This is a genomic window from Rhizobium sp. NRK18 (genome assembly GCF_024385575.1).
Lineage (GTDB): Bacteria > Pseudomonadota > Alphaproteobacteria > Rhizobiales > Rhizobiaceae > JANFMV01.
This window is the reverse complement of sequence record NZ_JANFMV010000001.1, coordinates 1,707,138-1,732,786: the sequence shown is the minus strand read 5'-3', so window position 1 is coordinate 1,732,786 and position 25,649 is coordinate 1,707,138. Positions and strand designations below refer to the sequence as shown.

At 62.6% G+C, this 25,649-nt stretch carries 21 protein-coding genes and 1 other RNA gene; 8 read left to right on the top strand and 14 right to left on the bottom strand.

The window, feature by feature from the left end:
* Positions 1–268: 268 nt before the first annotated feature.
* Positions 269–2,320: an ATP-binding protein gene (locus tag NN662_RS07935; RefSeq protein ID WP_261931903.1), complete on the top strand. Its 2,052-nt coding sequence runs from the start codon at positions 269–271 to the stop codon at positions 2,318–2,320.
* Positions 2,321–2,605: 285 nt separating this feature from the next.
* Complete coding sequence (locus NN662_RS07930; RefSeq protein WP_261931902.1) at positions 2,606–4,522, top strand: putative bifunctional diguanylate cyclase/phosphodiesterase; 1,917 nt, start codon at positions 2,606–2,608, stop codon at positions 4,520–4,522.
* Positions 4,523–4,546: 24 nt separating this feature from the next.
* Here NN662_RS07930 and miaA read toward each other — a convergent pair whose 3' ends face one another.
* Positions 4,547–5,446 carry a tRNA (adenosine(37)-N6)-dimethylallyltransferase MiaA gene (miaA, locus tag NN662_RS07925; protein WP_261929746.1) on the bottom strand — a complete coding sequence of 300 codons (900 nt, stop codon included), beginning with the start codon at positions 5,444–5,446 and terminating at the stop codon, positions 4,547–4,549.
* Here miaA and serB point away from each other — a divergent pair.
* On the top strand, positions 5,445–6,335 hold the full coding sequence (serB, locus tag NN662_RS07920) for a phosphoserine phosphatase SerB (protein ID WP_261929745.1): 891 nt from the start codon (positions 5,445–5,447) through the stop codon (positions 6,333–6,335). The genes miaA and serB overlap by 2 nt on opposite strands.
* A gap of 44 nt (positions 6,336–6,379) precedes the next feature.
* Positions 6,380–6,943 carry a GNAT family N-acetyltransferase gene (locus NN662_RS07915; RefSeq protein WP_261929744.1) on the top strand — a complete coding sequence of 188 codons (564 nt, stop codon included), beginning with the start codon at positions 6,380–6,382 and terminating at the stop codon, positions 6,941–6,943.
* 12 nt (positions 6,944–6,955) lie between these two features.
* Here NN662_RS07915 and NN662_RS07910 read toward each other — a convergent pair whose 3' ends face one another.
* From NN662_RS07910 to NN662_RS07880, 7 genes are all read right to left on the bottom strand, one after another.
* Positions 6,956–8,494: a Do family serine endopeptidase gene (locus tag NN662_RS07910; RefSeq protein WP_261929743.1), complete on the bottom strand. Its 1,539-nt coding sequence runs from the start codon at positions 8,492–8,494 to the stop codon at positions 6,956–6,958.
* A 101-nt stretch (positions 8,495–8,595) separates the two neighbouring features.
* A complete protein-coding gene (locus tag NN662_RS07905; protein ID WP_261929742.1) occupies positions 8,596–8,781 on the bottom strand; it encodes a DUF2065 domain-containing protein in 186 nt (61 codons plus the stop codon).
* 9 nt (positions 8,782–8,790) lie between these two features.
* On the bottom strand, positions 8,791–9,762 hold the full coding sequence (gene hflC, locus NN662_RS07900; RefSeq protein WP_261929741.1) for a protease modulator HflC: 972 nt from the start codon (positions 9,760–9,762) through the stop codon (positions 8,791–8,793).
* Positions 9,762–10,856 carry an FtsH protease activity modulator HflK gene (hflK, locus tag NN662_RS07895; RefSeq protein ID WP_261929740.1) on the bottom strand — a complete coding sequence of 365 codons (1,095 nt, stop codon included), beginning with the start codon at positions 10,854–10,856 and terminating at the stop codon, positions 9,762–9,764. Before hflK ends, hflC begins: the two co-directional genes overlap by 1 nt.
* Positions 10,857–11,011: 155 nt before the next feature.
* Positions 11,012–11,521: a dihydrofolate reductase gene (locus NN662_RS07890; protein ID WP_261929739.1), complete on the bottom strand. Its 510-nt coding sequence runs from the start codon at positions 11,519–11,521 to the stop codon at positions 11,012–11,014.
* A gap of 31 nt (positions 11,522–11,552) precedes the next feature.
* On the bottom strand, positions 11,553–12,347 hold the full coding sequence (locus NN662_RS07885) for a thymidylate synthase (protein WP_261929738.1): 795 nt from the start codon (positions 12,345–12,347) through the stop codon (positions 11,553–11,555).
* Between the two features lie 153 nt (positions 12,348–12,500).
* The gene (locus tag NN662_RS07880; RefSeq protein ID WP_261929737.1) at positions 12,501–12,809 is read right to left on the bottom strand and encodes a DUF2853 family protein; all 309 of its coding nucleotides are present in this window, start codon (positions 12,807–12,809) and stop codon (positions 12,501–12,503) included.
* Positions 12,810–12,931: 122 nt separating this feature from the next.
* Between NN662_RS07880 and ssrA the strand changes: the two genes are divergently transcribed.
* The 4 genes from ssrA (at position 12,932) to NN662_RS07860 (ending at position 14,614) form a co-directional block, all read left to right on the top strand.
* Positions 12,932–13,302: a transfer-messenger RNA gene (ssrA, locus tag NN662_RS07875) on the top strand.
* 156 nt (positions 13,303–13,458) lie between these two features.
* Positions 13,459–13,986 carry an SspB family protein gene (locus NN662_RS07870; protein ID WP_261929736.1) on the top strand — a complete coding sequence of 176 codons (528 nt, stop codon included), beginning with the start codon at positions 13,459–13,461 and terminating at the stop codon, positions 13,984–13,986.
* A gap of 79 nt (positions 13,987–14,065) precedes the next feature.
* Positions 14,066–14,263 (top strand): DUF4169 family protein, encoded by a 198-nt coding sequence (locus tag NN662_RS07865; RefSeq protein WP_261929735.1) that lies wholly within the window; start codon positions 14,066–14,068, stop codon positions 14,261–14,263.
* Positions 14,264–14,383: 120 nt separating this feature from the next.
* Positions 14,384–14,614 carry a ribbon-helix-helix domain-containing protein gene (locus NN662_RS07860; RefSeq protein ID WP_261929734.1) on the top strand — a complete coding sequence of 77 codons (231 nt, stop codon included), beginning with the start codon at positions 14,384–14,386 and terminating at the stop codon, positions 14,612–14,614.
* On the opposite strand, the gene NN662_RS07855 is transcribed toward NN662_RS07860, so the two are convergent.
* From NN662_RS07855 to NN662_RS07830, 6 genes are all read right to left on the bottom strand, one after another.
* Positions 14,608–14,871: a hypothetical protein gene (locus NN662_RS07855; RefSeq protein WP_261929733.1), complete on the bottom strand. Its 264-nt coding sequence runs from the start codon at positions 14,869–14,871 to the stop codon at positions 14,608–14,610. The genes NN662_RS07860 and NN662_RS07855 overlap by 7 nt on opposite strands.
* A 138-nt stretch (positions 14,872–15,009) precedes the next feature.
* On the bottom strand, positions 15,010–18,825 hold the full coding sequence (locus NN662_RS07850; RefSeq protein WP_261929732.1) for an AsmA family protein: 3,816 nt from the start codon (positions 18,823–18,825) through the stop codon (positions 15,010–15,012).
* A gap of 77 nt (positions 18,826–18,902) precedes the next feature.
* Positions 18,903–20,330 carry an FAD-binding oxidoreductase gene (locus NN662_RS07845; RefSeq protein WP_410010970.1) on the bottom strand — a complete coding sequence of 476 codons (1,428 nt, stop codon included), beginning with the start codon at positions 20,328–20,330 and terminating at the stop codon, positions 18,903–18,905.
* Between the two features lie 89 nt (positions 20,331–20,419).
* Entirely contained in the window at positions 20,420–21,085 is a 666-nt protein-coding gene (locus NN662_RS07840) for an OmpA family protein (RefSeq protein WP_261929730.1), read from the bottom strand.
* A gap of 101 nt (positions 21,086–21,186) precedes the next feature.
* Positions 21,187–24,306, bottom strand: a complete 3,120-nt coding sequence (locus tag NN662_RS07835; RefSeq protein WP_261929729.1) for an efflux RND transporter permease subunit — start codon at positions 24,304–24,306, stop codon at positions 21,187–21,189.
* A complete protein-coding gene (locus NN662_RS07830; RefSeq protein WP_261929728.1) occupies positions 24,307–25,521 on the bottom strand; it encodes an efflux RND transporter periplasmic adaptor subunit in 1,215 nt (404 codons plus the stop codon).
* Positions 25,522–25,649: the final 128 nt, after the last annotated feature.

Here is a 25,649-nt window from a genome sequence, read left to right as displayed (position 1 = left end):
GACGGATTGATAGACACAAACCGCAGAGCCGTCAACGCGCCCTGACCAAAAAAACGGCGTTGCGCCTGAAAACGGTGCATCGGCCCGTATCCTTCAGTTTTTCCGTCCTGTTTCGACACACGCACTCTCTCCATGTGCCGATAATTTACACCCCGTGTTAATCCCCCCTTGTTATTGAACAGGTTGGGATTCCTTCGGGAGAGATGTATTGCGTAACGAAGACTTTCAGCCTGCGGCAGGTGACAGCGGACCGGAACGCCGGGATACGATGCATCCCGGCAATCGCTTTCTCGGCCGCGTCGTGGCCTGCAACGGAGCGCGCGCGACAATCGCCGCAGTCGCCCAGTCGGGCGAAACCGATCTGACCGAACTCTGGTCGGTCGGCCGTCTCATATCCATTTCCGTCGGAGAAAACCGCGTCGTCGCGCTCGCCTATGCGATGAACACGGAGAGCGGCGCCTGGGCCGAAGGCATCGACAATACCTTCCTGATCGAGGTCGAACTGCTTGGCCAGGTCTACAAGAACCCCGAAGGCAAGGAAGTCTTCACCACCGGCATTTCGCGCTATCCCTATCTCGGCGCCATCGCCCATCGCATTCGCGCCGCGGACCTCGTGCGCATCTATGACAGCGGCCACAAGGATGTCTGCACCATCGGCCGGCTGACCCAGGACGAGAGCCTCGACGCGGCCATCCACATCCCCTCCATGCTGTCGAAGCACTTCGCCGTGGTCGGCTCCACCGGTGTCGGCAAGTCGACCGCCGTCTCGCTGCTCCTTCACAAGGCGATCCAGTCGGACGAGAAGCTTCGCGTGCTGATCCTCGATCCGCACAACGAATTCGCCGCCGCCTTCCCCAAGCATGCGGTCGTCATCGATACCGAGACGCTCGACCTGCCCTTCTGGCTCTTCCGGCTGGAAGAATTTGCAGAAGTCGTCTTCCGCGGCCGTCCGCCGATCGCAGAGGAGATGGACATCCTGCGTGACCTGATGCCCGAGGCCAGAAAGGCCTTCCGCGGCACCGACAGCACGCTGATGCGCAAGCATACGGAAAAGAACTCGATCACCGCCGACACCCCCGTGCCCTACCGCATGGCCGACCTCCTGGCCCTGATCGACGAACGCATCGGCAAGCTGGAAGGCCGCGAGGAAAAGCCGTTCCTGCGCTCGCTGAAGATGCGCATCCTCGGCGCCATCAACGATCCGCGCTACCATTTCATGTTCTCCAACAACACGATCAACGACACGATCCTGGAGACGATCTCGCGCATCTTCCGCATTCCCGGCGACGACCGGCCGATCTCGACCTTCCAGCTCGCCGGCATCCCGTCGGAAGTCGTCAACTCGGTCGCCTCGGTGCTCTGCCGCATGGCCTTCGAACTGGCGCTGTGGTCGAACGGCGCGATCCACATGCTGGTGGTCTGCGAGGAAGCGCACCGCTACGTGCCGTCGGACCCGACGCTCGGTTTCTTCCCGACCCGGCAGGCCATTTCGCGTATCGCCAAGGAAGGCCGCAAATACGGTGTCTCGCTCGGCGTTGTCACCCAGCGTCCCGGCGAACTCGACCAGACGATCCTGTCGCAGTGTTCGACGCTGTTTGCCATGCGGCTTTCCAACGACCGCGACCAGGAAATCATCCGCTCGGCGATCCCCAACTCCTCGATCTCGACGACCAACTTCATCTCGTCGATCGGCAACGGCGAAGCCATCGCCTTCGGCGAGGCGATCGCGGTGCCGATGCGCATGCGCTTCGAGCGCGTGTCCGACGACCTGCTGCCGAAGGCGAACGGCATCGACGTCAAGACCTCCGAGGTCTCGCCCGACACGATCGACCTGCGCCAGATCGTCAACAAGCTGCGCAACATTTCCGGCCCCGATCTCGCCTCCTTCCCCGAAGGCTTCATGCCGCAACAGGGCGATCGTCCGCACTCCGGCGCCTATGCCGACAGGGATGAGGACGAAGCGGAATCCTATCATCCCGGCATGCTGCCGGGTGACGAACCGTCATTCGCACCCGAACCGCCGCCCGCGCCCAGTCATCAACCAGCGCCCAGCCATCAACCGGCCCCCAGTCATAACCCGGCACCGCGTCCTTCTTTCGAGCGCCCTGCCTATGAGCGCCCGCCTGTCTTGCGGCAGACGATGGAACGCACCCCTGCCCTCAATGGTGCCAGCGCGAATGGTGGCACTAGCCCTCGCGACACGGCGTTCGCTCGCCCGCAGCCGGGCGACCAGCCGAGCCTGCGCCGCGATCCCGGCACGCCGTCCCTGCGCGACAGCATCCTAAAAAAGCCGCTCAGCAGTCTGTACAAGAAAGATTGAGAATAGGGTCTTGCGGGTGTGTCGCTGGATGATTCACGAGTTCCGACACCCGCGAACCTTAATTCCAAAAGACGCTCTGCAACCCTGCGAAACATTCTCCAAGCATTAACCATCCAAATACAACCTTAGGTGAAAGAAAAAGCAGAAAACCAATTTTTAAGTTGGTTGTGCGAATTTCGGCTAACTTTACTTGCCCCGCTCCGGGGAGAGACATTGCCAGCAAAGTTATCGGCAGCAAGAAGGGTGCGATTGTTGAAGACGATATTGCGAAAAGCGGCGACCTTCATGTCGGTGCCGGCCGGCAATCCGGAGCTTTTGAAGGCGCAATATCAGTCCTTCTCGCGTCAGCTTCCGATGATGTATCTGATCCTGATGACCAGCACCTGGGCGCTGGCGGCCACCCACATGAGGATCGCGCCCCTGTGGCTCACCGTCGTCGTGCCGGTGATCTTCACGATCGGTACTGCGCTGCGTGTCATTCACTGGTGGAAGTCGATCGGCCGCAAACCGACGCCCGAACTGGCGCTGAAGGCGCTGACCCGCACCAACCGTCTCGCCTTCCTCATCGCCATTGCCTTCGCCGGCTGGTCCTACATGCTTCTGCCCTATGGCGACGCCTATACCCGCTCGCATGTTGCATTCTACATGGCGATCACCGTCATCAGCTGCATCTTCTGCCTGACGCATCTGCGTTCGGCCGCGATTACCGTCACGGTGATCGTCAATGGCTCTTTCGTCGCCTATTTCGCTACGACCGGAGAGCCGACCTTCGTCGCCATCGCCATCAATATCGCGCTTGTCAGCATCTGCATGCTGTTCATCCTGTTCGTCAATTACGCCAACTTCAATCAGATGGTGCTGTCGCGCCAAAGAAGCGAGGCCCTCGGCAACGAGAACATGCGCCTCGCCAACAGCGACAGCCTCACCAACCTGCCGAACCGCCGCGCCTTCTTCGCCAGTCTGCAAAGCGCCTTCACGGTCGCGTCGGAAGGCGGCACGCGGCTTGCGGTCGGCATTGTCGATCTTGATGGTTTCAAGCCGGTCAATGACGTCTATGGCCACGCGACGGGTGACCGGCTGCTCGTCGAGGTCGGCGCACGGCTCATGGATCTGCAGTCGAAGCATGGCGCTACATTTTTCCGCCTCGGCGGCGACGAGTTTGCCGTCATGATCCCGTCTGCCGGCGACGACGCCGAAATCACGGCTTTTGGCGACAGTATCTGTGCGACGCTGCAGCGTCCCTTCCTGCTGCCGGAAGGCCGCATCATGATTTCCGGCTCGGCCGGCATCGCCGTCTATCCGGACAATGCCGCAGCCTATGAAGACCTCTTCACGCGCGCCGACTACGCCCTCTATCACGGCAAGCGCATGCGGCGCGGGCGTGTCTCGCTGTTTACCGAAGCGCTTGACGCGCAGATCGTGCGCGAAACCCGCATCGAGCAGGCACTGAAGCAGGCCGATCTCGCAATGGAGATGTCCGTCCTGTTCCAGCCGATCATCGATATCCGCTCGAACCGCCCGGTCGCCTTCGAAGCCCTTGCACGTTGGCAGAGCCCCGTCCTCGGCACCGTGCCGCCGGTCGAGTTCATCGCCATCGCCGAGCGCACCGGCCTGATCATTCCTCTGACCCGCGTCCTCATGAAGAAGGCTCTGGCTGCGGCCGCCGGATGGCCGGCAGACATCCGTCTGTCCTTCAATCTCTCTCCTCACGATCTCAATACGCACGAGAACGCGCTGACGCTGCTCGCCATCATCGAGAATTCGACGGTCGACGCGAGGCGCCTCGACCTGGAGATCACCGAGACCGCCTTCACCCTTGATTTCGATCAGGTGCTGCGCTCCGTGGAACTGCTGCGCGGCATCGGCTGTGGCATCTCGCTCGATGATGTCGGCACCGGCTACTCCAGCCTCACCCGCCTGCACGCCTTGCCGCTGACGAAGATAAAGATCGATCGCAGCTTCGTCACGGACCTCGATCGCAAGCCGTCGAGCTACAAGATCGTCAAATCACTGCTGGCGCTCAGCCGCGACATGCAGCTCGACTGCGTCATCGAAGGCGTCGAGACAGCAGAGGAACGCGCGGCCCTTCTCCAGCTTGGCGCCTCGCTCCTGCAGGGCTATCTTTATTCACGACCGCTGCCCGCAGATGAAACCGAAGCCTTCCTTGCCCGCCCCGTTGCGGAGATGGCCAGCGCGGTTTGACGCAGACGCGGTCACGCCTGCCGCTCAGACCGTTGCACGGCGTTCCCAGCTTTCATCCATCTGATTGCGAAACCACGTCATCTGCCGCTTGGCATATTGCCGTGTCGCGGCACTCGCCTGCTCGCAAGCCTGCTTGCGGGTCAGCTCGCCGGAAAGCATGGCCGACAGTTCGCGCACGCCGATCGCCTTCATCACCGGCATCTCGGGCGGCAGGTTCAAGGCGAGAAGCGCCCTGACCTCGTCCGCAGCCCCATGCTCCAGCATCGCTTCGAAGCGACGGTTGATCCGCTCGTGCAGCACCGTCCGATCGGGATCGATAACGATCTTCAGCGCTCGCGCAGGATCGATGATCATCGGTCCGGAGCGCCCCTGGAATTCACGGATCGGCTTGCCTGTCGCCTCCAGCACCTCCAGCGCCCTGACGATCCGTTGACCGTCCTGCGGGTTGAGCGCCGCCGCCCCTTCAGGATCCTGCCGGGAAAGTTCAAGGTGAAGAGCCTCGGGCACCTCGGCGAAAAGCCGCCCACGCCAACGCGTACGAATGGCATCGGGTATCTCCGGCATATCGGAGAGCCCGCCAGTGAGCGCCTTGAAATAAAGCCCCGTCCCACCCGCGAAGACCGGCAGCCGTCCCTCCGTCTTCAGCCTCGATATCAACGCTTGCGCCTCGCGCAGCCACGCCCCGGTCGAATAGGCGGATCCGGCGGGCACGTGGCCGTATAGGAAGTGCTCGACGCCCTGCATGTCCGTCAATGACGGGCGCGCCGTCAGCACCGACAGCGTGTCGTAGACCTGCATGCTGTCGGCATTGATGACCACGCCGCCGGCTTTGCGCGCCAGATCAACCGCCAATGCGGACTTGCCGCTGGCGGTCGGCCCGGCTATCAGGATCGCGTCGAATTCACCAATAGGACTCTTGCTCATGGCTCTCGTTGCCACGCTTATCGCCAATCCGTCAAATCCGGTGCTGACGCCGGCACTCGCCGAGGCGGTCGAAAAGGCCGTTTCGGCCTCCGGTCTCTACTGGCTTGCCGACGGAGTTGCCTGCGATCTGCCGCTGCGTGACGGCGTGTCCGCGGCCGCCGCAGAGACCGCCATCCGCGCGGCGATCGGCTCCGAGAAGATCGACGTCGCCGTTCAGGACGCCGACAGCCGTCGCAAGCGACTGCTGATCGCCGACATGGATTCGACCATGATCGGCCAGGAATGCATCGACGAACTGGCGGCCGAAGTGGGCCTGAAGGAAAAGGTGGCGGCCATCACCGCCCGCGCCATGAACGGCGAGATCGAATTCGAACCGGCGCTGCGCGAACGCGTCGCGCTCCTGAAAGGCCTCGCCGCGACCGTCGTCGACGAGGTGATCGAAAAACGCATCACGCTGACCCCGGGCGGCAAGGAACTTGTCGGCACCATGAAGGCCAGGGGCGGCTACACGGCGCTGGTGTCGGGCGGCTTTACCGTCTTCACCAGCCGAATCGCGGCGATGATCGGCTTTGACGAGAACCGCGCCAATCTGCTGATCGAGGAAGGCGGGCTGCTAATCGGCGAGGTCGCGGAACCGATCCTCGGCAAGCAGGCGAAGGTCGACGCGCTCCTCGACATCACCGCAAGACTTGGCATCTCTCCCGACGATGCGATTGCCGTCGGCGACGGCGCCAATGACCTCGGCATGATCGAGCTTGCTGGCAGCGGCGTCGCGCTGCATGCCAAACCCTCGGTCGCGGCCCAGGCCAAAATCCGTATCGATCACGGCGATCTCACCGCGCTTCTCTATCTGCAGGGCTACCGGCGCCACGACTTCGTCACCGCCTGACGGATCCCATCGCACTGTCGCGAAGACGCCCACAGGGGGACGCAATGCCGCTCGTCATACTGGAAACGCCGCGCCTCGTCGTCCGCAACTGGGAAGAAGCCGATCGCGCGCTGTTTCACGAGATCAATTCGGACGAGCGCGTCATGGAATTCTTCCCCTGGCGTCGCAACCGCACGCAATCGGACGAGATGATGGACTTCATCGCCGCCCGCATCCGGGAAACCGGGTACGGCTTCTATGCCCTTGAGGACAAGGCATCCGGCGATGTCATGGGGTTCTGTGGCCTCTGGCAACCGGATCTCGCACCGATCCTGCCTGCGGGAACGGTGGAGATCGGCTGGCGGCTGGCCGAACGCTATTGGGGCAAGGGTTATGTCACCGAAGCCGCGGAAGCGCTCCTGCACCACGCATTCGTGGACAAGGGCCTGCCCGAGGTCGTGTCCTTTGCCGTTGCCGACAATCATCGCTCCACCGCGGTGATGAAACGGATCGACATGACCCATGACCCGAAGCGCGATTTCGACCATCCGAAAATTCCGGACAGCCACCCGCATCTGAGGCGCCACGCGCTCTACGCGATCACCCGCGAGCAGTTTCTCGCCCGCTAGGGACCGAACCGCCTATTCGAGCGGTACGGCCACCAGCCGCAGGTCGCCGTTCGGCGAGGCGATCATCATGTAGGCGTTGCGCCGGCCCTCGTCGATCAGCTCCTGCAGCTTGTCGGCAACCGCCTGCGGGTTTGACACGAAGTCCTGCGCGATCTCGACAATCACGTCGCCCGTCTTCAGACCCTTTTCCGCTGCAGCGGAACCGGGATCGACGTCGGAAATCACCACGCCTTCGACGCTCGGCGCGATCTTGTAGACCTCGCGGGCATCATCATCGAGTTCGGCGAGCGAAATGCCGAGGATGCCGGTCTGGTCCTCCTCGTCGCCGGAGCCATCGTCCTGCGCCTTGTCGCCGCCCTTGTCATTGTCGGTCTCGGCGCCCTCGTCGGTCTGTTGCTGCTGCTGGTCGTCATCGGCGTTGGCGGCCGCTTCCTGAGCCGCGGTCAGCTGGCCGAGTTTGACGTTGACGGTCTGCTTCTTGCCCTCGCGGACGATCTCGACCGCAACTTCCTTGCCGACCGGGCTTTCGGCGACGATGCGCGGCAGATCGCGCATTTCATGAATGGGCTTGCCGTCGAAGCTCAGAATGATGTCGCCGGCCTTGATGGTCCCGTCATCGACCGGCCCGCCCTTGATGACGCCGGCAATCATCGCACCCTGCGTGTCCGGCAGGCCATTGGTGTCTGCGATATCGGTCGTCACCGGCAGGATGCGAACACCGAGCCAGCCACGATGCACGTCGCCGAATTCGCGGATCTGCTGGATGACGTTTTCGGCGATCTCCGACGGCACCGCGAAGCCGATGCCGATCGAGCCGCCGCTCGGCGAAATGATCGCCGTATTGATGCCAATGACCTCGCCGTTCATGTTGAACAGCGGACCGCCGGAATTGCCCTTGTTGATCGCCGCATCCGTCTGGATGAAATTGTCATAGGGGCCGGCATTGATGTTGCGGCCGCGCGCCGAGATGATGCCGAGCGTCACCGTTCCGCCGAGGCCGAAAGGATTGCCGATCGCCATCACCCAGTCGCCGATGCGCATGACGCGGGAATCGCCGAAGTGGACGGCGGCCAGCTTCTTCTTCGGTTCGACCTTCAAGAGCGACAGGTCGGTCTTGGTGTCCGTGCCGATCAGCTTGGCCTTCAGCGTGGTGCCGTCGGCGAAGTTCACCTCGATGTCGTCGGCACCCTCGATGACGTGATTGTTGGTAACGATATAGCCGTCCGGATCGATCACGAAGCCGGAGCCGAGCGAATTGACCGTGCGATTGCCCTGATTGTCCTTGTTCTTGAAGAAGTCGTTGAAGAACTCTTCGAACGGCGCGCCCTCCGGCACGTTCGGCAGCGGCCCCTCGCCCTCCGATTTCACATTCTGCGAGATGGAGATGTTGACCACCGCGCCGAGAAGCCCTTCCGCGAGATTTGCGACCGAGGACGGGCCGGCCGGAACCGGTGCCGCCTGAAGGCCCGAAACGCTTGCCGACCACGTCATCGCCGCGATCGACATCACGGCAAGGGTCTTGGCGAAGGGTGAAGGCGAAATCCGCACCATGGGGCTTCCTCTTAAATGGACATTCCGATCATTCAATCCCGACCATAGGGCGGAATCACGACAGGAAAAAACAATCTTTCGCGAGCGGCCGGAGAACCCGCTCAACCGCGAATGAGCCAGACCAGCGCCACGCCGGCTGCGACAGCCCCAAGGCCGAAATACCGCAGGCGCTGTTCGGGAATTGATGGCAAAACCTTCGCCATTTCAACGAGAAATCGAGGGGCCAGTGCGTACACCAGCCCCTCGATGATCAGAAAGAATGCCAGACCGGTCAAAAAGTCGGACATTGCCGGAAATCAGTTCCCGCTGCCGGTCGCCGGCTGAGGCGCTGCCGCTTCCGGAGCCCCCGCCTGCGGCATGGCCTGCGGAACCCGGTCGGAAGGCGTGGCGCCATCGGCCTGATTGAAGTAGCGGAAGAATTCCGAATCCGGAGACAGAACCAGCGTCGTCGAATCGGAGCTCATCGACTTCGAATAGGCGTCCATCGACCGATAGAAGTCGAAGAAGGCCGGATCACGTTTGAAGGCGTCGGCGAAGGCCTTGTTTCGGGCCGCGTCACCTTCACCCCGGATGATCTCGCCATCGCGCTGCGCTTCCGCCTGGATTTCGACGACCTTGCGGTCGGCGACAGCACGGCGGCGTTGGCCTTCTTCCGAACCGCGGGCGCGGATCAGCTCGGCCTCGGCGAGACGTTCGGCCTTCATGCGGGCATAAGTCTGCTGCGAGACTTCCTGGGTCAGGTCCGTCCGGCGGATACGCACGTCCTCGATGCTGATGCCAAGCGATTCCGCATCAGGACGCAGGTCGTCACGGACCTCCTGCATCATGGACGCACGGGCGTCGGAGAGCGCGGATTCGAAGCCGCGTAGACCGTAGACACGACGAAGCGAGGCGTCGAGACGGGTGCGCATGCGCGATTCCGCCGAGATGCGGTCGCCGGAGACGGTTTCGCGGAAGCGGGCCGCATCGGTGATCTTGTAGACCACGAACGCGTCGACTTCGTAGAACTTGCCGCCGGAAACCTGGACGCGGATGTCGTCGAGGTCGAAGCGCAGTTCCTGCTTGGGAACGTACTGCACACGGTCTGCATTGGCGAAGGCGAAGGGCAGCTTGAAGTAGAGACCCGGCTCGGTCTTGACCGACCGGATTTCACCAAAGCGGATGACCACGGCCTGCTGGCGGGCATTGACGACGAAGATCGAGGAATAGCCGAGGAACAGGATGACGCCGACGGCAACCAGGATTGCGGGAAGACGATTGGAGTTCATCACTTGCCTCCCTGCTGCTTGGTCGAGCCGAGGTCGGTGAGCGGCAGGTAAGGCAGAACCCCCTGCTTCTCGTCGATGATGACCTTCTTGGAGTTTTCCAGAACCTTCTCCATGGTTTCGAGATAGAGGCGCTTGCGGGTCACGTCCGGCGCTTCCTTGTATTCGTCATAGATCGAGATGAAGCGCTGGGCCTCACCTTCGGCTTCCTTGACGACGCGATCCTTGTAGGCGGCTGCCTCTTCGCGGATCTGCGCGGCCTGGCCACGGGCGCCGCCGAGTACCTTGTTGGCGTACTGGTTGGCTTCCTCGACGAGGCGGTCCTCGTCCTGTTCGGCGCGCTGCACTTCGTCGAAGGCATCGGCGACTTCACGCGGCGGGGCCGCATCCTCGATCGCCACGGCATTTATGGAAATGCCGGCGCCGTAGCTGTCCATAGTCGACTGGATGATCGACTTCACATCGGTAGCGATCCCCTGACGGGCATCACGGAAGATATCCTGTGCCGGACGGCGGCCGACCACTTCGCGCATCGCGCTTTCGGCGACCTGCTGCAGCGTCTGTGGCGGAGATTCGAGATTGAAGAGGTAGGCGCTCGGATCGGTAACGGTGAAGAGCACCGAGAACTGCACGTTGACGATGTTCTGGTCGCCCGAAAGCATCAGGCCGACGGCCGAGGTAGATGAACTGCCGGCGCCGATATTGAGCTGCTGCTCGGTGACCTTGACGATCTCGACGGTCTCGATCGGCCAGAAGTGGAAATGCAGGCCCGGCATGGAGATTTCTTTTTTCGGCTGGCCGAAGCGCAGTTCCACGCCTCGCTCGTCCGGCTGCACGGTATAGACCGACTGGAAAATCCAGAAGACCGCAATAATCGCGGCGACGATGAGGACTACGCCACCATTCGCGCCACCGGGCACGATGCTCTTGAGCCGGTCCTGCCCGCGACGGATCAGATCTTCCAGATCCGGCGGAGCGCCGTTATTGCCGCCATTGTTGCGCGGACGGTTCGGACCTTGACCCCAGGGGCCTTGATTATTGCCGCCGCCGCCGCCCCAAGGACCGCCGCCGCCGCCATTCTGATTGCTCCAGGGCATTCATACCTCTTGTCTAGAAACAACTCCCTATGCCCTCGCCGATCAGAGATCGCCCGGGCACAGCCACTGCCCGTTTATAGGTATGCGGGAAGGCGCTTTCAATGTAACGGCAGACGGAAGGCAGGTTTTATTGGAAAAATTGTTTGAGTCCCGCGTCAACGGCGCCTGTAAACGGCATAGCGGGTCGGAAAATTGTCCTTTTCCCCTGCAGGAACCGATGTCTCGCTCTGCTTCTCCCAGACCCTGGGATCGAGCGGCGGGAAACGCGTGTCGCCATCGAGCTCGGCGTCCACATGGGTCAGATGGACAACCGTCGCCAAGCCGGCCTCGATCGCCTGGCGATAGATCTCGCCGCCACCGACAATGCAGATTTCATCCAGGCCCTCTTGCCGCGCCTCGTCTTCGGCGAGCGCGACCGCGGACGACAGCGACGAAGCCGTGACACACCCTTCCGCCTCGAAGGCCGGATCCCGCGTAACGATGATGTTCAGGCGACCCGGCAGAGGCTTGCCGATCGACTGGAAGGTCTTGCGCCCCATGATCACCGGCTTTCCGAGCGTCAGCGACTTGAATCGCTTCAGATCGGTCGAAAGCCTCCACGGCATGTCGCCGTCACGACCGATGACGCCGTTGGAGGAAACCGCGACGACAAGGGAAATGTCCATCAATTCGAATACCTTGGCTTGAAAACCGGACTCAGACTGCGATCGGCGCCTTGATGCTTGAATCAGCTTCGTAGTTTTCGAGCGTAAAGTCCTCGAACTTAAAGGCAAAGAGATCCTTTACCTCCGGGTTGATGCGCATCGTCGGCAGCGGCTTCGGCGAGCGCTGTAGCTGCAGCCGGGCCTGCTCGAAGTGATTGTGATAGATGTGCGTGTCGCCGAGCGTATGGACGAACGTGCCGGGCTTCAGGCCTGTCACTTGCGCGATCATCATGGTCAGCAACGCATAGGAGGCGATGTTGAACGGCACGCCGAGGAAGACGTCCGCGGAGCGCTGATAGAGCTGGCAGGAGAGTTTGCCGTCGGCGACGTAGAACTGGAACAGGCAGTGGCACGGCGGCAGCGCCATCTCGTCGACGAGAGCGGGGTTCCAGGCAGACACGATGTGCCGGCGCGAATTCGGGTTCTTGCGGATGCTCTCGACCACGGCAGCGATCTGATCGACATGCCCGCCATTGTAATCCGGCCACGACCGCCACTGCGCGCCGTAGACCGGTCCGAGATTTCCGTCCTTGTCGGCCCACTCGTCCCAGATGCTGACACCGTGTTCCTTGAGGTAGGCGATGTTGGTGTCGCCCTTCAGGAACCACAGGAGTTCATGGATGATCGAGCGCAGATGCAGCTTCTTCGTCGTCAGGACCGGAAAGCCTTCGCCGAGATCGAAGCGCATCTGGTAACCGAAGACGGAGCGCGTGCCCGTACCCGTGCGGTCGCCGCGGTCCGTGCCGGTCGAAAGGACATGATCGAGGAGATCGAGATATTGCTTCATGGACGCTGCCCGTAGATTCGTTCGTCGCGTATTGTAGGTCACGGCGACGCCGCGGCCAACAGACAAGCGGCATTGTCCAGCGGTTTTGCTCACGGTATCGAAAGGCCGCCCGGTGAGCGGCCCTTCTGCATGCGGCACGGCTTCAGGCAAGGATCAGAGATCGCCGAGTTTCCCGAGTTCCTTGGCGACGAGATAGTAGAAGGTGACGCGCGACTTGGTGCGGTCGGCGGACATGGCAGCGCAGACGGCTTCCACCGCCTTGTCGGCATCGGCTCCCTCGACGCCGAGCTTCTTGCCGCACCAGCTTGCCTTGACGCGATCGAGTTCCTTCGGATCGGAACAGGATACGAGCGAGGAATCCCTGTTGCGAAGAGCGATGCCAAGATGACGCTCGATCTTCTTGACAATATCCGCATCCGCGGCGCCATCGTACTTCTTCACATCTGCAAGGTAGTCCGTCATCTTCTGTTCCTTCCCAAGAAATAATCTTTACAGAGGATCGATTAAACTGCACCGGCAGAATGGTCTGCGCACATGACTTCGTCAAGCTGACAGGGGATTTTGTCGCACCATGTCGACCGGCCCCCCTTTTCACGGGCGACGGAAACACCTATATCAGGTCTGCCGGCTTGCCCGGCTATGGTGATAAACAGCGATGTAATAAACCTATTGGACCCGGGGGCGGTACCCGGCGCCTCCACCACAAACCGGCGGAACGGCTGATGCAATGGCCGGCTTGTGATGGGGGCGATATAGGATCGACAAGGGCGTAAAGATCGACTTTTTACCCGGCATGATACCACCGTTATCGGGTCACTAGAGTAGTTGCAAACGACAACAACGCTCAGGGTTACGCTCTCGCTGCCTAATGGCGGTGCGGGAAACCCAACCTAAGTCCTTGAGGGTAGCACTTTAAGGCGGGGTCCGAAGGCACCTGGCAACAGAAGCCTTCACCTACACCCCCGTCACCTACTCCCATTCTCGCTCTTTATGGTGTAAGAGGATTCGAAGAACCGGCTGAGGTAAGATTCCTCGCTGAATGCAATGCTCTAGCCGGCAACTGCGCGCCTTGGTACGGTCGCGCTCGTGATGATGAAGGAATGAATGCACGATGGGCCATGACCATATCCGTTACGATATTCTGACACAGGATGCGCTGCGTGGAGTGATCCGCAAGGTCCTGTCCGAAGTCGCCGCAACGGGCCGCCTGCCGGGTGAACACCACTTCTTCATCACCTTCCTGACCGGCGCGCCGGGCGTGCGGATTTCCCAGCACCTCAAGGCGAAATATGCCGAGCAGATGACCATCGTAATCCAGCACCAGTTCTGGGACCTGAAGGTGACCGATACACAGTTCGAGATCGGCCTCTCCTTCTCCGACACGCCCGAAAAGCTGGTGATCCCCTTTGCGGCCATCCGCGGCTTCTACGATCCCTCCGTCAATTTCGAGGTCGAATTCGACGTGCCGGTAGTCGAGGAAGAGGCAGGCGGAGAAGTGACCGCCTACCCGGCGCCCGCAGCGCCCAAGGCCGAAAACGAATCCGAGACGCCCGGCGAAGATCCGGGCCCTGACGGCGACGGCGGCGGCAAGCCATCCGGTTCCGTGGTCTCGCTCGATGCGTTCCGCAAGAAACAGTAAGAACCAGGGGAGCGCGGCTCCCCTTTTTCATGGTCGCATGAACCCTATGGGGCCGCACGAGGCAGGAGACCAACTGGACATGACCGCCGAGATCGTCAATCTGCGCATGGCGCGCAAGCAGAAGACCCGGCAGGAAAAGGAAAAGACTGCCGAGCAGAACCGCATTTCCTTCGGACGCACCAAGGCCGAAAAGGAACTGACGACGGCCCGCAACATGCTGGAACGCAAACGCCTGGACGAAGGCCGCCGCGAGACGGACGACGGCTCCAAGGACTGAGCGCTGCGACCGCCGAAAGAAACAATGCCTTCAGCTGGTTCCGGCGGGAAACGGACTCATTTTCTCAAGCGGCCGACGCCCCTTCCCCGAGCCATTCTGTAGCCCCAAGCAGGCACACCGATGATCCGCAAACATTCCGCAACCCTGCACGGCCACCGCACCAGCTTCACGGTGGAAGACGTGTTCTGGGAAGAACTGAAGGCGATCGCGGACCGGCGGGCAATGTCGCTCGCGGCACTGATCGCCGAGATTGACGATCATCGCTCCGAGGACGCAAACCTGTCATCGTCCCTCCGCGTCTATGTCCTGGAATGGTACCGCAGTGGCGGCGAACCGCCCGCCGCTCAATAGCTGGTGCAACTGCGCAGCAACGCTTCGTTCGGATTGTGCCCGTGTGCCCCGAACTCCTGCTCGCAGGCCGACACCCAACGCATCAGATAACTCTGCGGATCGGACGATTGCGGTACGGCCGGGCTGGAAATCGCAACCGCTGCGGTGTGCGGTGACGCGCTCGTCACGGGAAATTTCTGACTCGTCTGAAGAAATCCGGCCGTCGCCAGAAAAATCGCGACTGCCCCTACCAAACGCACTACGCCACGCCACGACATCACAAGCCCCCTGGATGCGACAAACTCAGGACGAAGCACACACCCGCATGGAGTCCAGACTGACTATCCGGCACCATATTTCCCCGATTTTCGTATTTTAGCGGGCCGCCCCACGACCTGAAATCATCATGGCATGAATCAGCGCAAATTCAACCAGGAATCCAACTTAAGGTTACCTCCGCCGGCAGCCGGTTCCTCTTTCGGCGCCGGTGCCTCGGCCTTCGGCTCGGCCGGTGGCGGCGTCTGAACTGCAGGCGGCTGCACGATGATCGGCTCGGCCCGTTGCAGGGGCACGACGTCGAACACCGGCACATTGTCTTGCGGGTTCTGTGCCGCCGCCTCCGCCGCCCGCTTTGCGGCCTCGAGCTCGGCATTGCGCTTGTCCAGGGCCTTCTTCTCCTGATCGGCAAGCTCCTTGAGGTGCTGTTCCACCTCAAGGCGGATGGCGTCCTGTTTCTTCGCCTCTTCGGCGCGACGCTCATCCATCGCCTGATAAAGGGATGCCTCGCGCCGCAGCCGCTGCTTTTCGAGCACATTGGCCTGAAGATGCTCGACGCGACGCCGCTCGCGGTCGAAGGCCCGAAGCGAGAGGTAATTGGTCAGTCCCGTCACATCGGCCTTCATCTGCGGTGCATTCAGCTGACCGGAATATTGCAACGTCAGATTGGCGTTGGCGCCGGCAACGTCGTCTTTGCCCGTGGCAAAGGCGATCTGCAGCGCACCTGACATGTCGCGATCCTGAACGTCGAAATCGGCCGCCCCCGACAATTGCGCCGTTGCGGTGGTGGCCGAAAGGTTGTTGGCCCGCCAGCGACCGTTGGTGATGCTGAACGGAACCTTGAGGTCACCGACGGCACTGCTGCCGTTCAGGAGCAGCGGCAGGACTTCACCGGCCACGCTCTCGTTGGAAATGTTGTCGCCGGTGGATTGCTCGTTGGCAGCGAGCAAGGTCGGCAGGATGGAAAGGTCCAACCCGTTGATCTTTGCGCCGGCCACATCGAGTTCACCGGAACCGCCGAGTGTCCTTGCAAGCGCCGAAAGGGTTGCGCCGCTCGTCTCGACCGTCACATTGCCGGTGAGACCGCCCTCGATCACCGGCTTGCCGCCGCGGCTCCAGAACAGACGCTTGGCATCGGCGCCGGCGAGTTCAAGGCCTGCCTGCAGCGATCCGGTTCCATTGCTGTTGGCCAGCCGGAGATGGCCGCTGACCTTGCCGCCAAACAGCTCGCCCGTCAGCTCCTCGAAATTGAGCACGCCATTGCGGCTCGTCAGCGTTCCGGTGACCGAGCGAACCGGCTCGCCAAGCCCGACAGGCACTTCCCCGGCCTTCAGCGTCAGATCGATGTCGGCGACCGAACTCATCGGCGGCTCGAACGGGGCATTGGTGTAGTCGCCGGTCGAAACATCATAGAGCGGACCATAGACCGTTTCGGCCAGCCAGTAGGGATCGAGGCTGTCGAATGCCAGATTGCCGCCGATGGTCAGCACGGGCTGCCCACGCTTGACGGAGAGCATGCCGCTGAAGGCATCGCCGCTGACATTTCCGGCGAGCTTGTCGAATGTGACGGTATCGGGGGCAACCGACACGCTCGACGTCATGTCGATCGGAAGACCGTCGCCGAGCCCTGGCAGAGCCACGCCGTTCAAGATGAGATAGGGCTCGATGTCGTCGCTCTTGAGTGTGAGGTTGAGATCGCCCTGCAGGAAGTCGTCCGCCGCCAGGCTGACATTGCCATCGGCGGCGAGATGCGTGCTTCCGGCGTCGAAGGTCACCTGCGTGCGCCCCTTCTCGCCGTCGGCCCCATTGAAGACCAGGCGAACGCGTCCATCCTCGAGCCCGCCGACCGGCAGTGGCGCAAAGCCGAGCTGGCCGAACAGGATCGACGAGCGAGGATTGGTCAGCGTCAGGTCGAGTGACAGTCCCGTGTGGTCGGCAAGCGCCGCGACTCTCTTCAGTCCGATCCGGGCGGTCACATTACTGCCGTTGGACGTGCCGCGAATATCGGCGGAAATTCCGCTCCTGTCGCCGCCACCGACCGACAGCGCCACGTCGAGTGCCGTGTTGTCGAACCAGGAACTGTTTTCCGCCAGACGTGCGAGAACCGGATGCGCCGGCATGCTCTTCTCAAGCATTTGCAGGAACGGACCGGCATCGGCAACGTCGAAATGCACGTCGCCGCTGCCAGACATGCCGGAAACGGACCCTTCCGCTTCACCCGAGGTACTGACCTTGGCGCCGCCGATATTGCCGATGTCGAGCGTCTTGACCGAGAGCGCGCCATTCGACAGCGAGAAGGCGGCATCGACCTGCTGCGCTTCCACCCCGAAAGCCGTCAGTCGGCCGGCAGCCAGATGGGCATCGATGTCGTGTCCCAGAAGCCCGCTGCCGGTGTCCTGGCCCATCATCAGGCTCGTCAACGCCCGCAACACGTCGAGATCGATGCGCTCGCCGGCAAGATCGACGGTCAGGGCCGGCACCTGTCCGCTGAGCGATACGCGGCCGATCCGGCCCTTCATGGTCGCACCGCCGGTGATGACCTCGAGATTGTCGAAATTCTGCACTTCCGGCGAAAGGCTGACATCGGCGGAGAAGCCGGCCGTCCTGAGGTTGCGGATTTCCGGTGCGACGCTGCCGGTCAGCCAGTCGGCGACACCCGAAGGCTGGCGCGACGCCACGGTCAGGTGGCCGTCGAAGACCGCGCTGCCGACAAGGGTGAGCTTGCCGGAGCCCTCGATCTTCGTCCGACCCGGCAATGTCGCCTCGGCATTGTCGATCGTCCACCCCTTGCCGTTCGGCTCGACCTTCAAGAGCACGTCGCGGACCGTCGTGTCGCCGGCAACGATAGCCGGCAGCTTGACTTCGGCGCGTCCCGGCACGCTCGGGATCGGAATGCGGCGCGCCAGACCGATCAGCGTGGCCAGCCGGTCTGCGGCGCTGAGGCGCTGCGTACCGGGCCGCGCGGTCTTCTGGGCCGGACCGGTGTCGAGCCGCGCCACATCGATCTGCTGACCTTCCGCCTTGAGGAAGAAATCGCCCTTGGTTCCCGTGTCATAGGTCGCCTCCCCGGTCACCACATAGGGATCCCTGAGCGATCCCACTTCGAGACGGTATTCGGGGATGCGGATGCGCTCGTTGTTGAGCTCGAACTTGCCCTTGACGCGCGGCGGCAGGTTGCGGGACTTCTCCCCGCCTTCCGCCTTGTCCTCGACCTCCGCCATCATCGACGCCGTGAACTGTCCGTCATAGCGGGGCCGGTCATCGACGATCGCCAGGTCGCCGTCCGTCTCCACGGTCACCGGAACCGCCTCGGGCTTGATGGTGGTGTGAACGCGGATCGTGCCATTCTTCTCGTCGGGCGCGCTCGACGAGAAGGAGAAATGCGACGGATGGCCATCGAAAACGGCGTCTCCATCCGCCCGCCAGGGGCCGGCCAGCGAACGCGCCGACATTTCCGTGTTGATGTCGGAGACAACCCGGTCGCGACCGGTCTGGTCGTCGACGAAGGCCACCTCGCCGTCGATAATGAAGACCTTTTCGAGAACGACCGTCTTGGCCGGAATGGAGGAATGGCTGCCGCGCATCCAGTCGAGCGTGCCGTCCTGCAGGAGCTTCAGGCGGGCGCGCGGCTGATCGATGCGCATCTCGACGATGCGCGCCTCGCCGGAAAGGAACGGCGCCAGTTCCATGTCCATGGAGAAGTTGGCCACCTGGATCAGCGGATTGCCGTCTTCGTCCCGGCCGACCTGCACGTCGTGCAAGGTCACGGTCGGGAACGGCAGGATGCGCACCTGGACGTCGCCGTTGACCACCACCTTCTTGCCGAGAATACGGCTGGCCTGATCCTCGAACTGGGTTCGAAAATCATTCCAGGTGATGAACATCGGTGCGATCAGCGCCGTAAACAGTACGACGACGAGAAGTCCCGCAAAGAACAGGATGATCCGTCCGAGCAAACTGCCTTACTCCCTTGTCCGCCTCTTCGGCCCGAAAATCCGGAGCCTTCCAAGCATGAAATTTTCCGGCGCCGCGATCAAGCCGGATCGAAGATCTTCCCGGGATTGAAGATGCTGTCGGGATCGAGCGCCTGCTTGATCTGCCGCATCAAATCCACCGCGCCGCCAAGTTCCTCGACGAGAAAACCCTTCTTCCCCTGCCCGATCCCGTGTTCGCCGGTGCAGGTGCCGTCCATCGAAAGCGCCCGTTGCGCCAGCCGGGCGATGAACGCCTCGACCTTGGCGACATCGGCCTCATCCTTGTCGTCAAACACGACGGAGGTATGAAAGTTACCGTCACCGGCATGACCGACGATCGGCGCGTACAGGCCGTGCTCGAGAATATCGCGGTGCGTTTCGGTGACGCAATCGGCGTAGCGCGAGATCGGCACGCAGACGTCCGTTGCCAGGATCGCCTTGTCCGGCGCCGTCGCCTTCACCGACCAGTAGACGTCATGGCGCGCCTTCCACAGCTTGGCGCGCTCCTCGGCGTTCACGGTCCAGCGGAATTCGCCGCCTCCAAACTCGGCCGCGATTTCGGCAAACTGTTCCGACTGTATGGCAACCGTCTGCTCGTTGCCGTGGAATTCGAGAAACAGCGTCGGCTTCTCTTCGTTGCTGAGGCCGGAATAGGCGTTGCAGGCGCGCACCTGAAGCGCATCCAGAAGCTCGATTCGGGCGACCGGAATGCCAAGCTGAATGGTCATGATGACCGCGTTGCAGGCCGATTCGATATCCGGAAAGGCGCAAACGCCGCCGGCGATCTTTTCCGGGATGCCCTGCAGGCGCAGCGTGACCGAGGTCAGTACGCCGAGCGTACCTTCGGCGCCGACGAACAACCGCGTCAGGTCGTAGCCGGTGGAGGACTTGCGCGCCCGCTGAGCGGTCCGGATTTCCTCGCCATTGGCCGTGACGGCGGTGACCGAAAGCACATTGTCCTTCATCGTGCCGTAGCGCACCGCATTTGTGCCGGAAGCCCGCGTCGACGCCATCCCGCCGATGGAGGCGTTGGCGCCCGGATCGATCGGGAAGAACAGGCCGGTATCGCGCAGATAGGTATTGAGGTCTTCGCGGGTGATGCCCGGCTCCACCGTGCAATCGAGGTCTTCGGTATTGACGGAAAGTACCTTGTTCATGCGCGAGAAATCGATGGAAATGCCGCCGCTCGGCGCATTCACCTGGCCCTCGAGCGACGTGCCGGCGCCGAAGGGAATGACCGGAACCTTGTGCTCGGCACAGGCCTTGACGATCACTTTCACCTCGTCGGCGTTTTCAACGAAGGCGACGCCGTCCGGCAACTGCGCCGGAAGATAGGTGGTGGTGTGCGTATGCTGGGCGCGGAAGGCTTCACCGGTCTGGAAGCGCTCGCCGAAGCTCTGCTTCAAAATGCCGAGAACCGCAGCGATACCGTCTTCGTTGCGGACACCCGGTCTTGCATGTTCACGCGCCAATGGGTCTTCCTCCATGTCCATTTTGGAGTGCAGGTATGGGACAGCCGGCGCGGCTTGTCCAGCGGGCATAACGCCCGCCGGACAGTTCGTCACGATCTCTACGCTCAGCCTTCGCGCAGTGGCGAAATCTGCACTTCGACGCGGCGGTTCTGGGCGCGGCCTTCAGCCGTCGCATTGGTTGCGATCGGCTGATTCGGGCCAAAGCCCATGGCCGACATACGGCGGGCGTCGACGCCCTGGCCGGCCAGGTAGTTGGCGACCGAAGTGGCACGCTGCTGCGACAGTTCCATGTTGTGCTGAAGCGAGCCGGTCGAGTCGGTATGACCGTTGACGTCGACCAGCGTCTTGTTGAACTTGTTCAGCACGATCGCGACCGAGTTCAGCGTCGGATAGAAGGCCGGCATCACCGCATACTGGTCCGTCGGGAAGGTAATGTTCGACGGCATGTTGAGAATGATGTTGTCGCCGTTGCGGGTGACCGAGATGCCGGTACCCTGCAGCTGGGCGCGAAGCTCGGCTTCCTGGCGGTCCATGTAGTTGCCGATCGCACCGCCGGCCAGCGCGCCGATGCCGGCTCCGATCAATGCACCGTTGCGGCGGCTGGTGGGGCCGTTGCCAAGCAGCAGGCCGCCGACGGCGCCGGCTGCAGCACCGAGCGCCACGCCGCCCGCCGTGTTGGAAACCTTCTGCTCACCGGTATAGGGGTCGGTGGTGGTGCAGGCGCTGAGGAAGGTGCCAGCGAGGGCAAGTATGGCAATACGCTTGAGCATGGAAGTGAAGTCTCCGAGATCCTTGTGCTGTCATCTGCCTCTTACCACGAAATACGGCAATTGGTTGACCGCAAATCGCGCAAAGACACAAAGCAACGGGTTTATTCGCCGGCCTGAAGCTCGTGTGCCGCAGACATCTCGCGATGCAGGCGCTTTTCCTCGTCCGCATGCGGTTTGGCGAATCGCGCCAGCAGCAGATAGGCGACCGGCGTGACGAACAGCGTGATGACCGTTGCCATCCCCAATCCTCCGACCATGACCCAGCCGAGCGCGATGCGGGCTTCCGCCCCTGCGCCATGCGCAAGTACCAGCGGCACACCGCCGAGCACGGTCGAGATCATCGTCATCATCACCGGCCTCAGGCGGAGATTGGCGGCCTCCTCGATGGCCCGGCGCACGTCGTAACCCCGATCGCGCAGCTGGTTGGCGAACTCGACCACGAGAATGCCGTTCTTCGCCATGACGCCGACCAGCAGAACCAGTCCGATCTGGCTGTAGACGTTGAGCGACGAGCCAGTCATCAGCATGGCGAAGACGGCGCAGGCGAGGCCAAGCGGCACGGTGGCCATGATGATGATGGCGGAGAGCACGCTTTCGAACTGCGCGGCCAGCACGAGAAAGATGATGATGATCGCAAAGCCGAACGTCACCGCCATGCCGTTCGAGTTTTCGCCGAGGCTGGCGGCTTCGGCGAGCGGCAGGACGCGAGCGCCCGGCGGCAGGATCGGGGCCGCGATCCGGTTGAGTTCGGAAAGCGCGGCGCCCAGCGAAACGCCGTCGGCGAGATTGGACTGCAGGCCGACGGAGGCGAGCTGGTTTTCGCGCGACAGGCTCGGCGCCACCGACCGCTCCTCCAGCGTGGCGATCGTCGACATCGGCACGTATTTGCCGTCACCCGTCTTCAGGAACACGTTCTCGAGATCGGTCGGATCATCGATCGGATGCGTGTCCGAGGTCAGCATCACGTCATAGGAATGGCCATCGACATAGACGTCGCCGACCGACCTTCCGTCGAGCAGCGACTGCAGCGCCGCCGAAAGCCCTGAAATGTTGATCCCGAGATCCGAGGCGCGCTCACGGTCGAGGACGACGGAGAGCTGACCCTGGCGGGCGTCGTTGGAAAGCCGCGGATTGGAGAAGAACGCCTTGTCGTCCTGCATCGCGTCGGCAAGCTTGATGGCGGCCTCCGACAGGATTTCATGTGTCGCGCCAACGATCGCGAAGGACAGCCCGTTGCCGGCACCGCGGATATGCAGGCTGTTCGGCTGCATCGCAAATGCGCTGACGGCCGGTATCGCCGCCGTCGCCTTGTTGACGTCCGCAGCGATCTCGTCCTGCGAACGCGTGCGCTCGCCCCAGGGTGCCAGCTGCATGACCATGAAGCCGGAATTGGTGTTGGAGCCGAAGCCGGAAATCGAGAAGATGCTCTGGATTTCGCCGCTGTCGACGAGTGGCTTCAGCCGCTCCTCGACCTGCTGCATCTGGTCCCGGGTGTAATCGAGGCTGACGCCCTGCGGCGCAGAGACGCGCATAAGCAGCATCGACCGGTCTTCCTTCGGTGTCAGTTCGCTGGTCAGGAGACCGAACGTGCCGAGGGCTGCGAGAGCAAAGAGCGCACCGGCGATCAGGATGACCATCGGCGCATCCAGCGCCGCCTTCAGAAGCACCCGGTAGAGCCCGCCGAGCCGGTTGCCCAGATTGGCGAGCATGCCGCCATGCCTGACGGAATGCGAGGTGAGGATGCGCGAGGCGAGCATCGGACAGAGCGACAGCGCCACCACCGACGAGATGAGGACCGAGAAGGCCAGCACGAAGCCGAATTCGCGGAACAGGCCGCCGATCTGGCCCGGCAGGAAGGACAGCGGCACGAACACGGCCGCCAGCGTCGCCGTCGTCGCGATGACGGCGAAGAACACCTCGCGCGTGCCGAGCACGGCTGCCGCCCGCGGTCCCATCCCCTCGCCGCGCCGCCGGACGATGTTTTCAAGCACGACGATGGCGTCGTCGACCACCATGCCGGTCGCCAGCACGATCGCCAGCAGCGTCAGGATGTTGACGGAAAACCCGACAATGTAGATTGCCGCCAGCGTGCCGATCAGCGCCACCGGCATGGTGACCGCGGGAATGATCGTTGCCCGCCAGTCGCGCAGGAAGAGGTATATGATCGCGACGACGATCACGGCTGCCAGGATCAGCGAGCGGATGACCTCCTCGATCGATCCCTGGATGAAGACCGCGTCGTCGCTGCTGATGCGCATCGATGTGCCTTCCGGCAGCGTCTTCTGGATCTCTTCGACCGCCTTGTGAACGCCCGCCGAAATCGACAGCGTGTTCGACTGCGCCTGCCGGATGATGCCCATGCCGACGCCGGGCTTGCCGTTGGCCCGCAGCGTCGTCGAACCGGTGTCCGGCCCGAAGGTCACGGTCGCCACGTCGCCAAGGCGCACGCGGTCGTTGATCAGGATATTGGCGAAATCCTCCGGCTTCGTCAGCGACGCGGTGGCGCGCACCACGATATCCTGCTTCAGGCTGGTCAGGGATCCCGCCGGTACATCGAGCGCCATGGAGGAAAGCGCCGTGCTGATGTCGGCAATCGTCAGCCCGCGGCTCGCAAGCTCAGACTGGCTGACATCGACCTTGAACACCTTGTCCTGGTCGCCATAGACCTCGACGTCCGCAACCCCCTCGACGGAGGCAAGCCGGTCGGCGATCTGGTCGTTGACGAGCTGCGTCAGGTCCTCGATCGACAGTGTGTCGGAGGTCAGCGCCAGTCGCATGATCGGCTGCGAATCCGCATCCGCCTTGACGATGCGAGGATCGTCCACGTCGTCCGGCAGCTGGTTCGTGACCCGGCTGATCGCATCACGCACATCCATCGAGGCGACGTTGAGATCGGTGGCATCGGTGAATTCCAGCGTCACGCGGCTGGAGCCGAAGGACGAGGTCGAGGACATCGACTTCAAGCCCGAAACGCGCGCGACCGCCCCCTCGATGACCTGGGTGATCTCGCGGTCGACCGTCTCCGGCGATGCGCCGGTGAAGGTGGTGCGCACGGTGATGACCGGCTGGTCGACGTCCGGCAGTTCGCGCACCTCAACGCCGAAATAGGCGGCAAGCCCCGCAACGACGATCAGCGCATTGAAGACCAGCGCCAGGATCGGCCGGCGCACGAAGAGCGCCGTCGAGCCGTGTTCGGTTGTCGGGGTTTCCTCTGCCGCCATTTAAGCACCCCGCTCGGCTGTCGGCGCCTTCACCTCGGCTTCGGGAACGGTCTTGCCGTCCTCGGCTTTCGGCTTCTCGGCTTCCGGCGCCCCGGCGACCTGCACCTCGGCGCCCTCGCGCAGCCGCTGCAAGCCGGCGGTGACGATGCCGTCGCCCTTGGCGATATCGGCCTTGACCAGAACCACGTCCGGATTGCGCTGGATGATGGCGACGCGGACCTTCTCCACCTTGCCTTCGGTCACCCGCCAGACATAGGAGCCGTCGGAATCCCACTGCACGGCAAGCGGGTCGACGGAGGGATAGCTGTCACCGCCGAATTTCATCGACACCGTAAACGCCATGCCGGCGCGCAGCTTGTCGTCGGCATTGGGAATGCGGGCGCGAACCTTGAAGGTGCGGCTGGCCTCATCGATGCGGTTGTCGACGGCTTCGATCTCGCCGGAAAACACCTCGCCGGGCCGCGCCACCGCCGTCGCCTGCACCGGCTGTCCGGTCGCCATACCCGCCGCGAACCGCTCGGGCGCCCAGAAATCGACCAGCAGTTCGGAGCGGTTGTCCACGGTTACGATCGCGGTCGAGGTCGTCACGTAATCGCCGACGCTGACCGGAATGATGCCGGCGATGCCGTCGATCGGTGAAACGATATCGCGCCGCTTCAGCGTCAGCTCGGCATTGTCGAGGGCGAGCTTCGCCGACTTCGCGGCAATCTCGGTTTCCACCAGGCTCACACGCGACACGGTCGACTTCGCGTTCTTGTAGATCGACAGCTTCTCTTCGGCGCTTTCGAGCGCCACCTGTGCCTGGTCGCGGGCGATCACCTGTTCCTCGCGATCGAGGCTGGCGATCACCTCGCCCTTCTTCACCCGGTCGCCCGAGCGGATATTGACCGTGGCGATATTGCCGGAGGCCTGCGGCGCGATGACGACGGATTCGATCGCCTCGCCATTGCCGATAGCCGTCAACTGGTCGTTGACGACGCCCTCTCCGGCCGGAGCGGTAACGACAACCGTGGGGCCGTTGCGAAATCCGCCGCGGCCGCGCCCCTGCCCTGTTGCGGGCGCACCTTCACTCTTGGGAGCAATGGCGGCGACCACCTCCTGCGAAAGGCCCATCTTCTCGAGCAGCGCACCGGCGCCGGGCACGAAAGTCACCCACACATAAAGACCGGCACACAAAACGATCAGGCTCAAAACAAGCTGTTTCCACAGACGCATCAATTTCTCCGGGGGGTGGCGGAGTTCTGCTGCGACCTTTGGTTCCGCCCCTGGTCGCCCGCTCCGCTCACAGTCAGTCAGTCTGCATTATGATTTAATCCCAAATTGCGACAAGCGAAACAAGATTA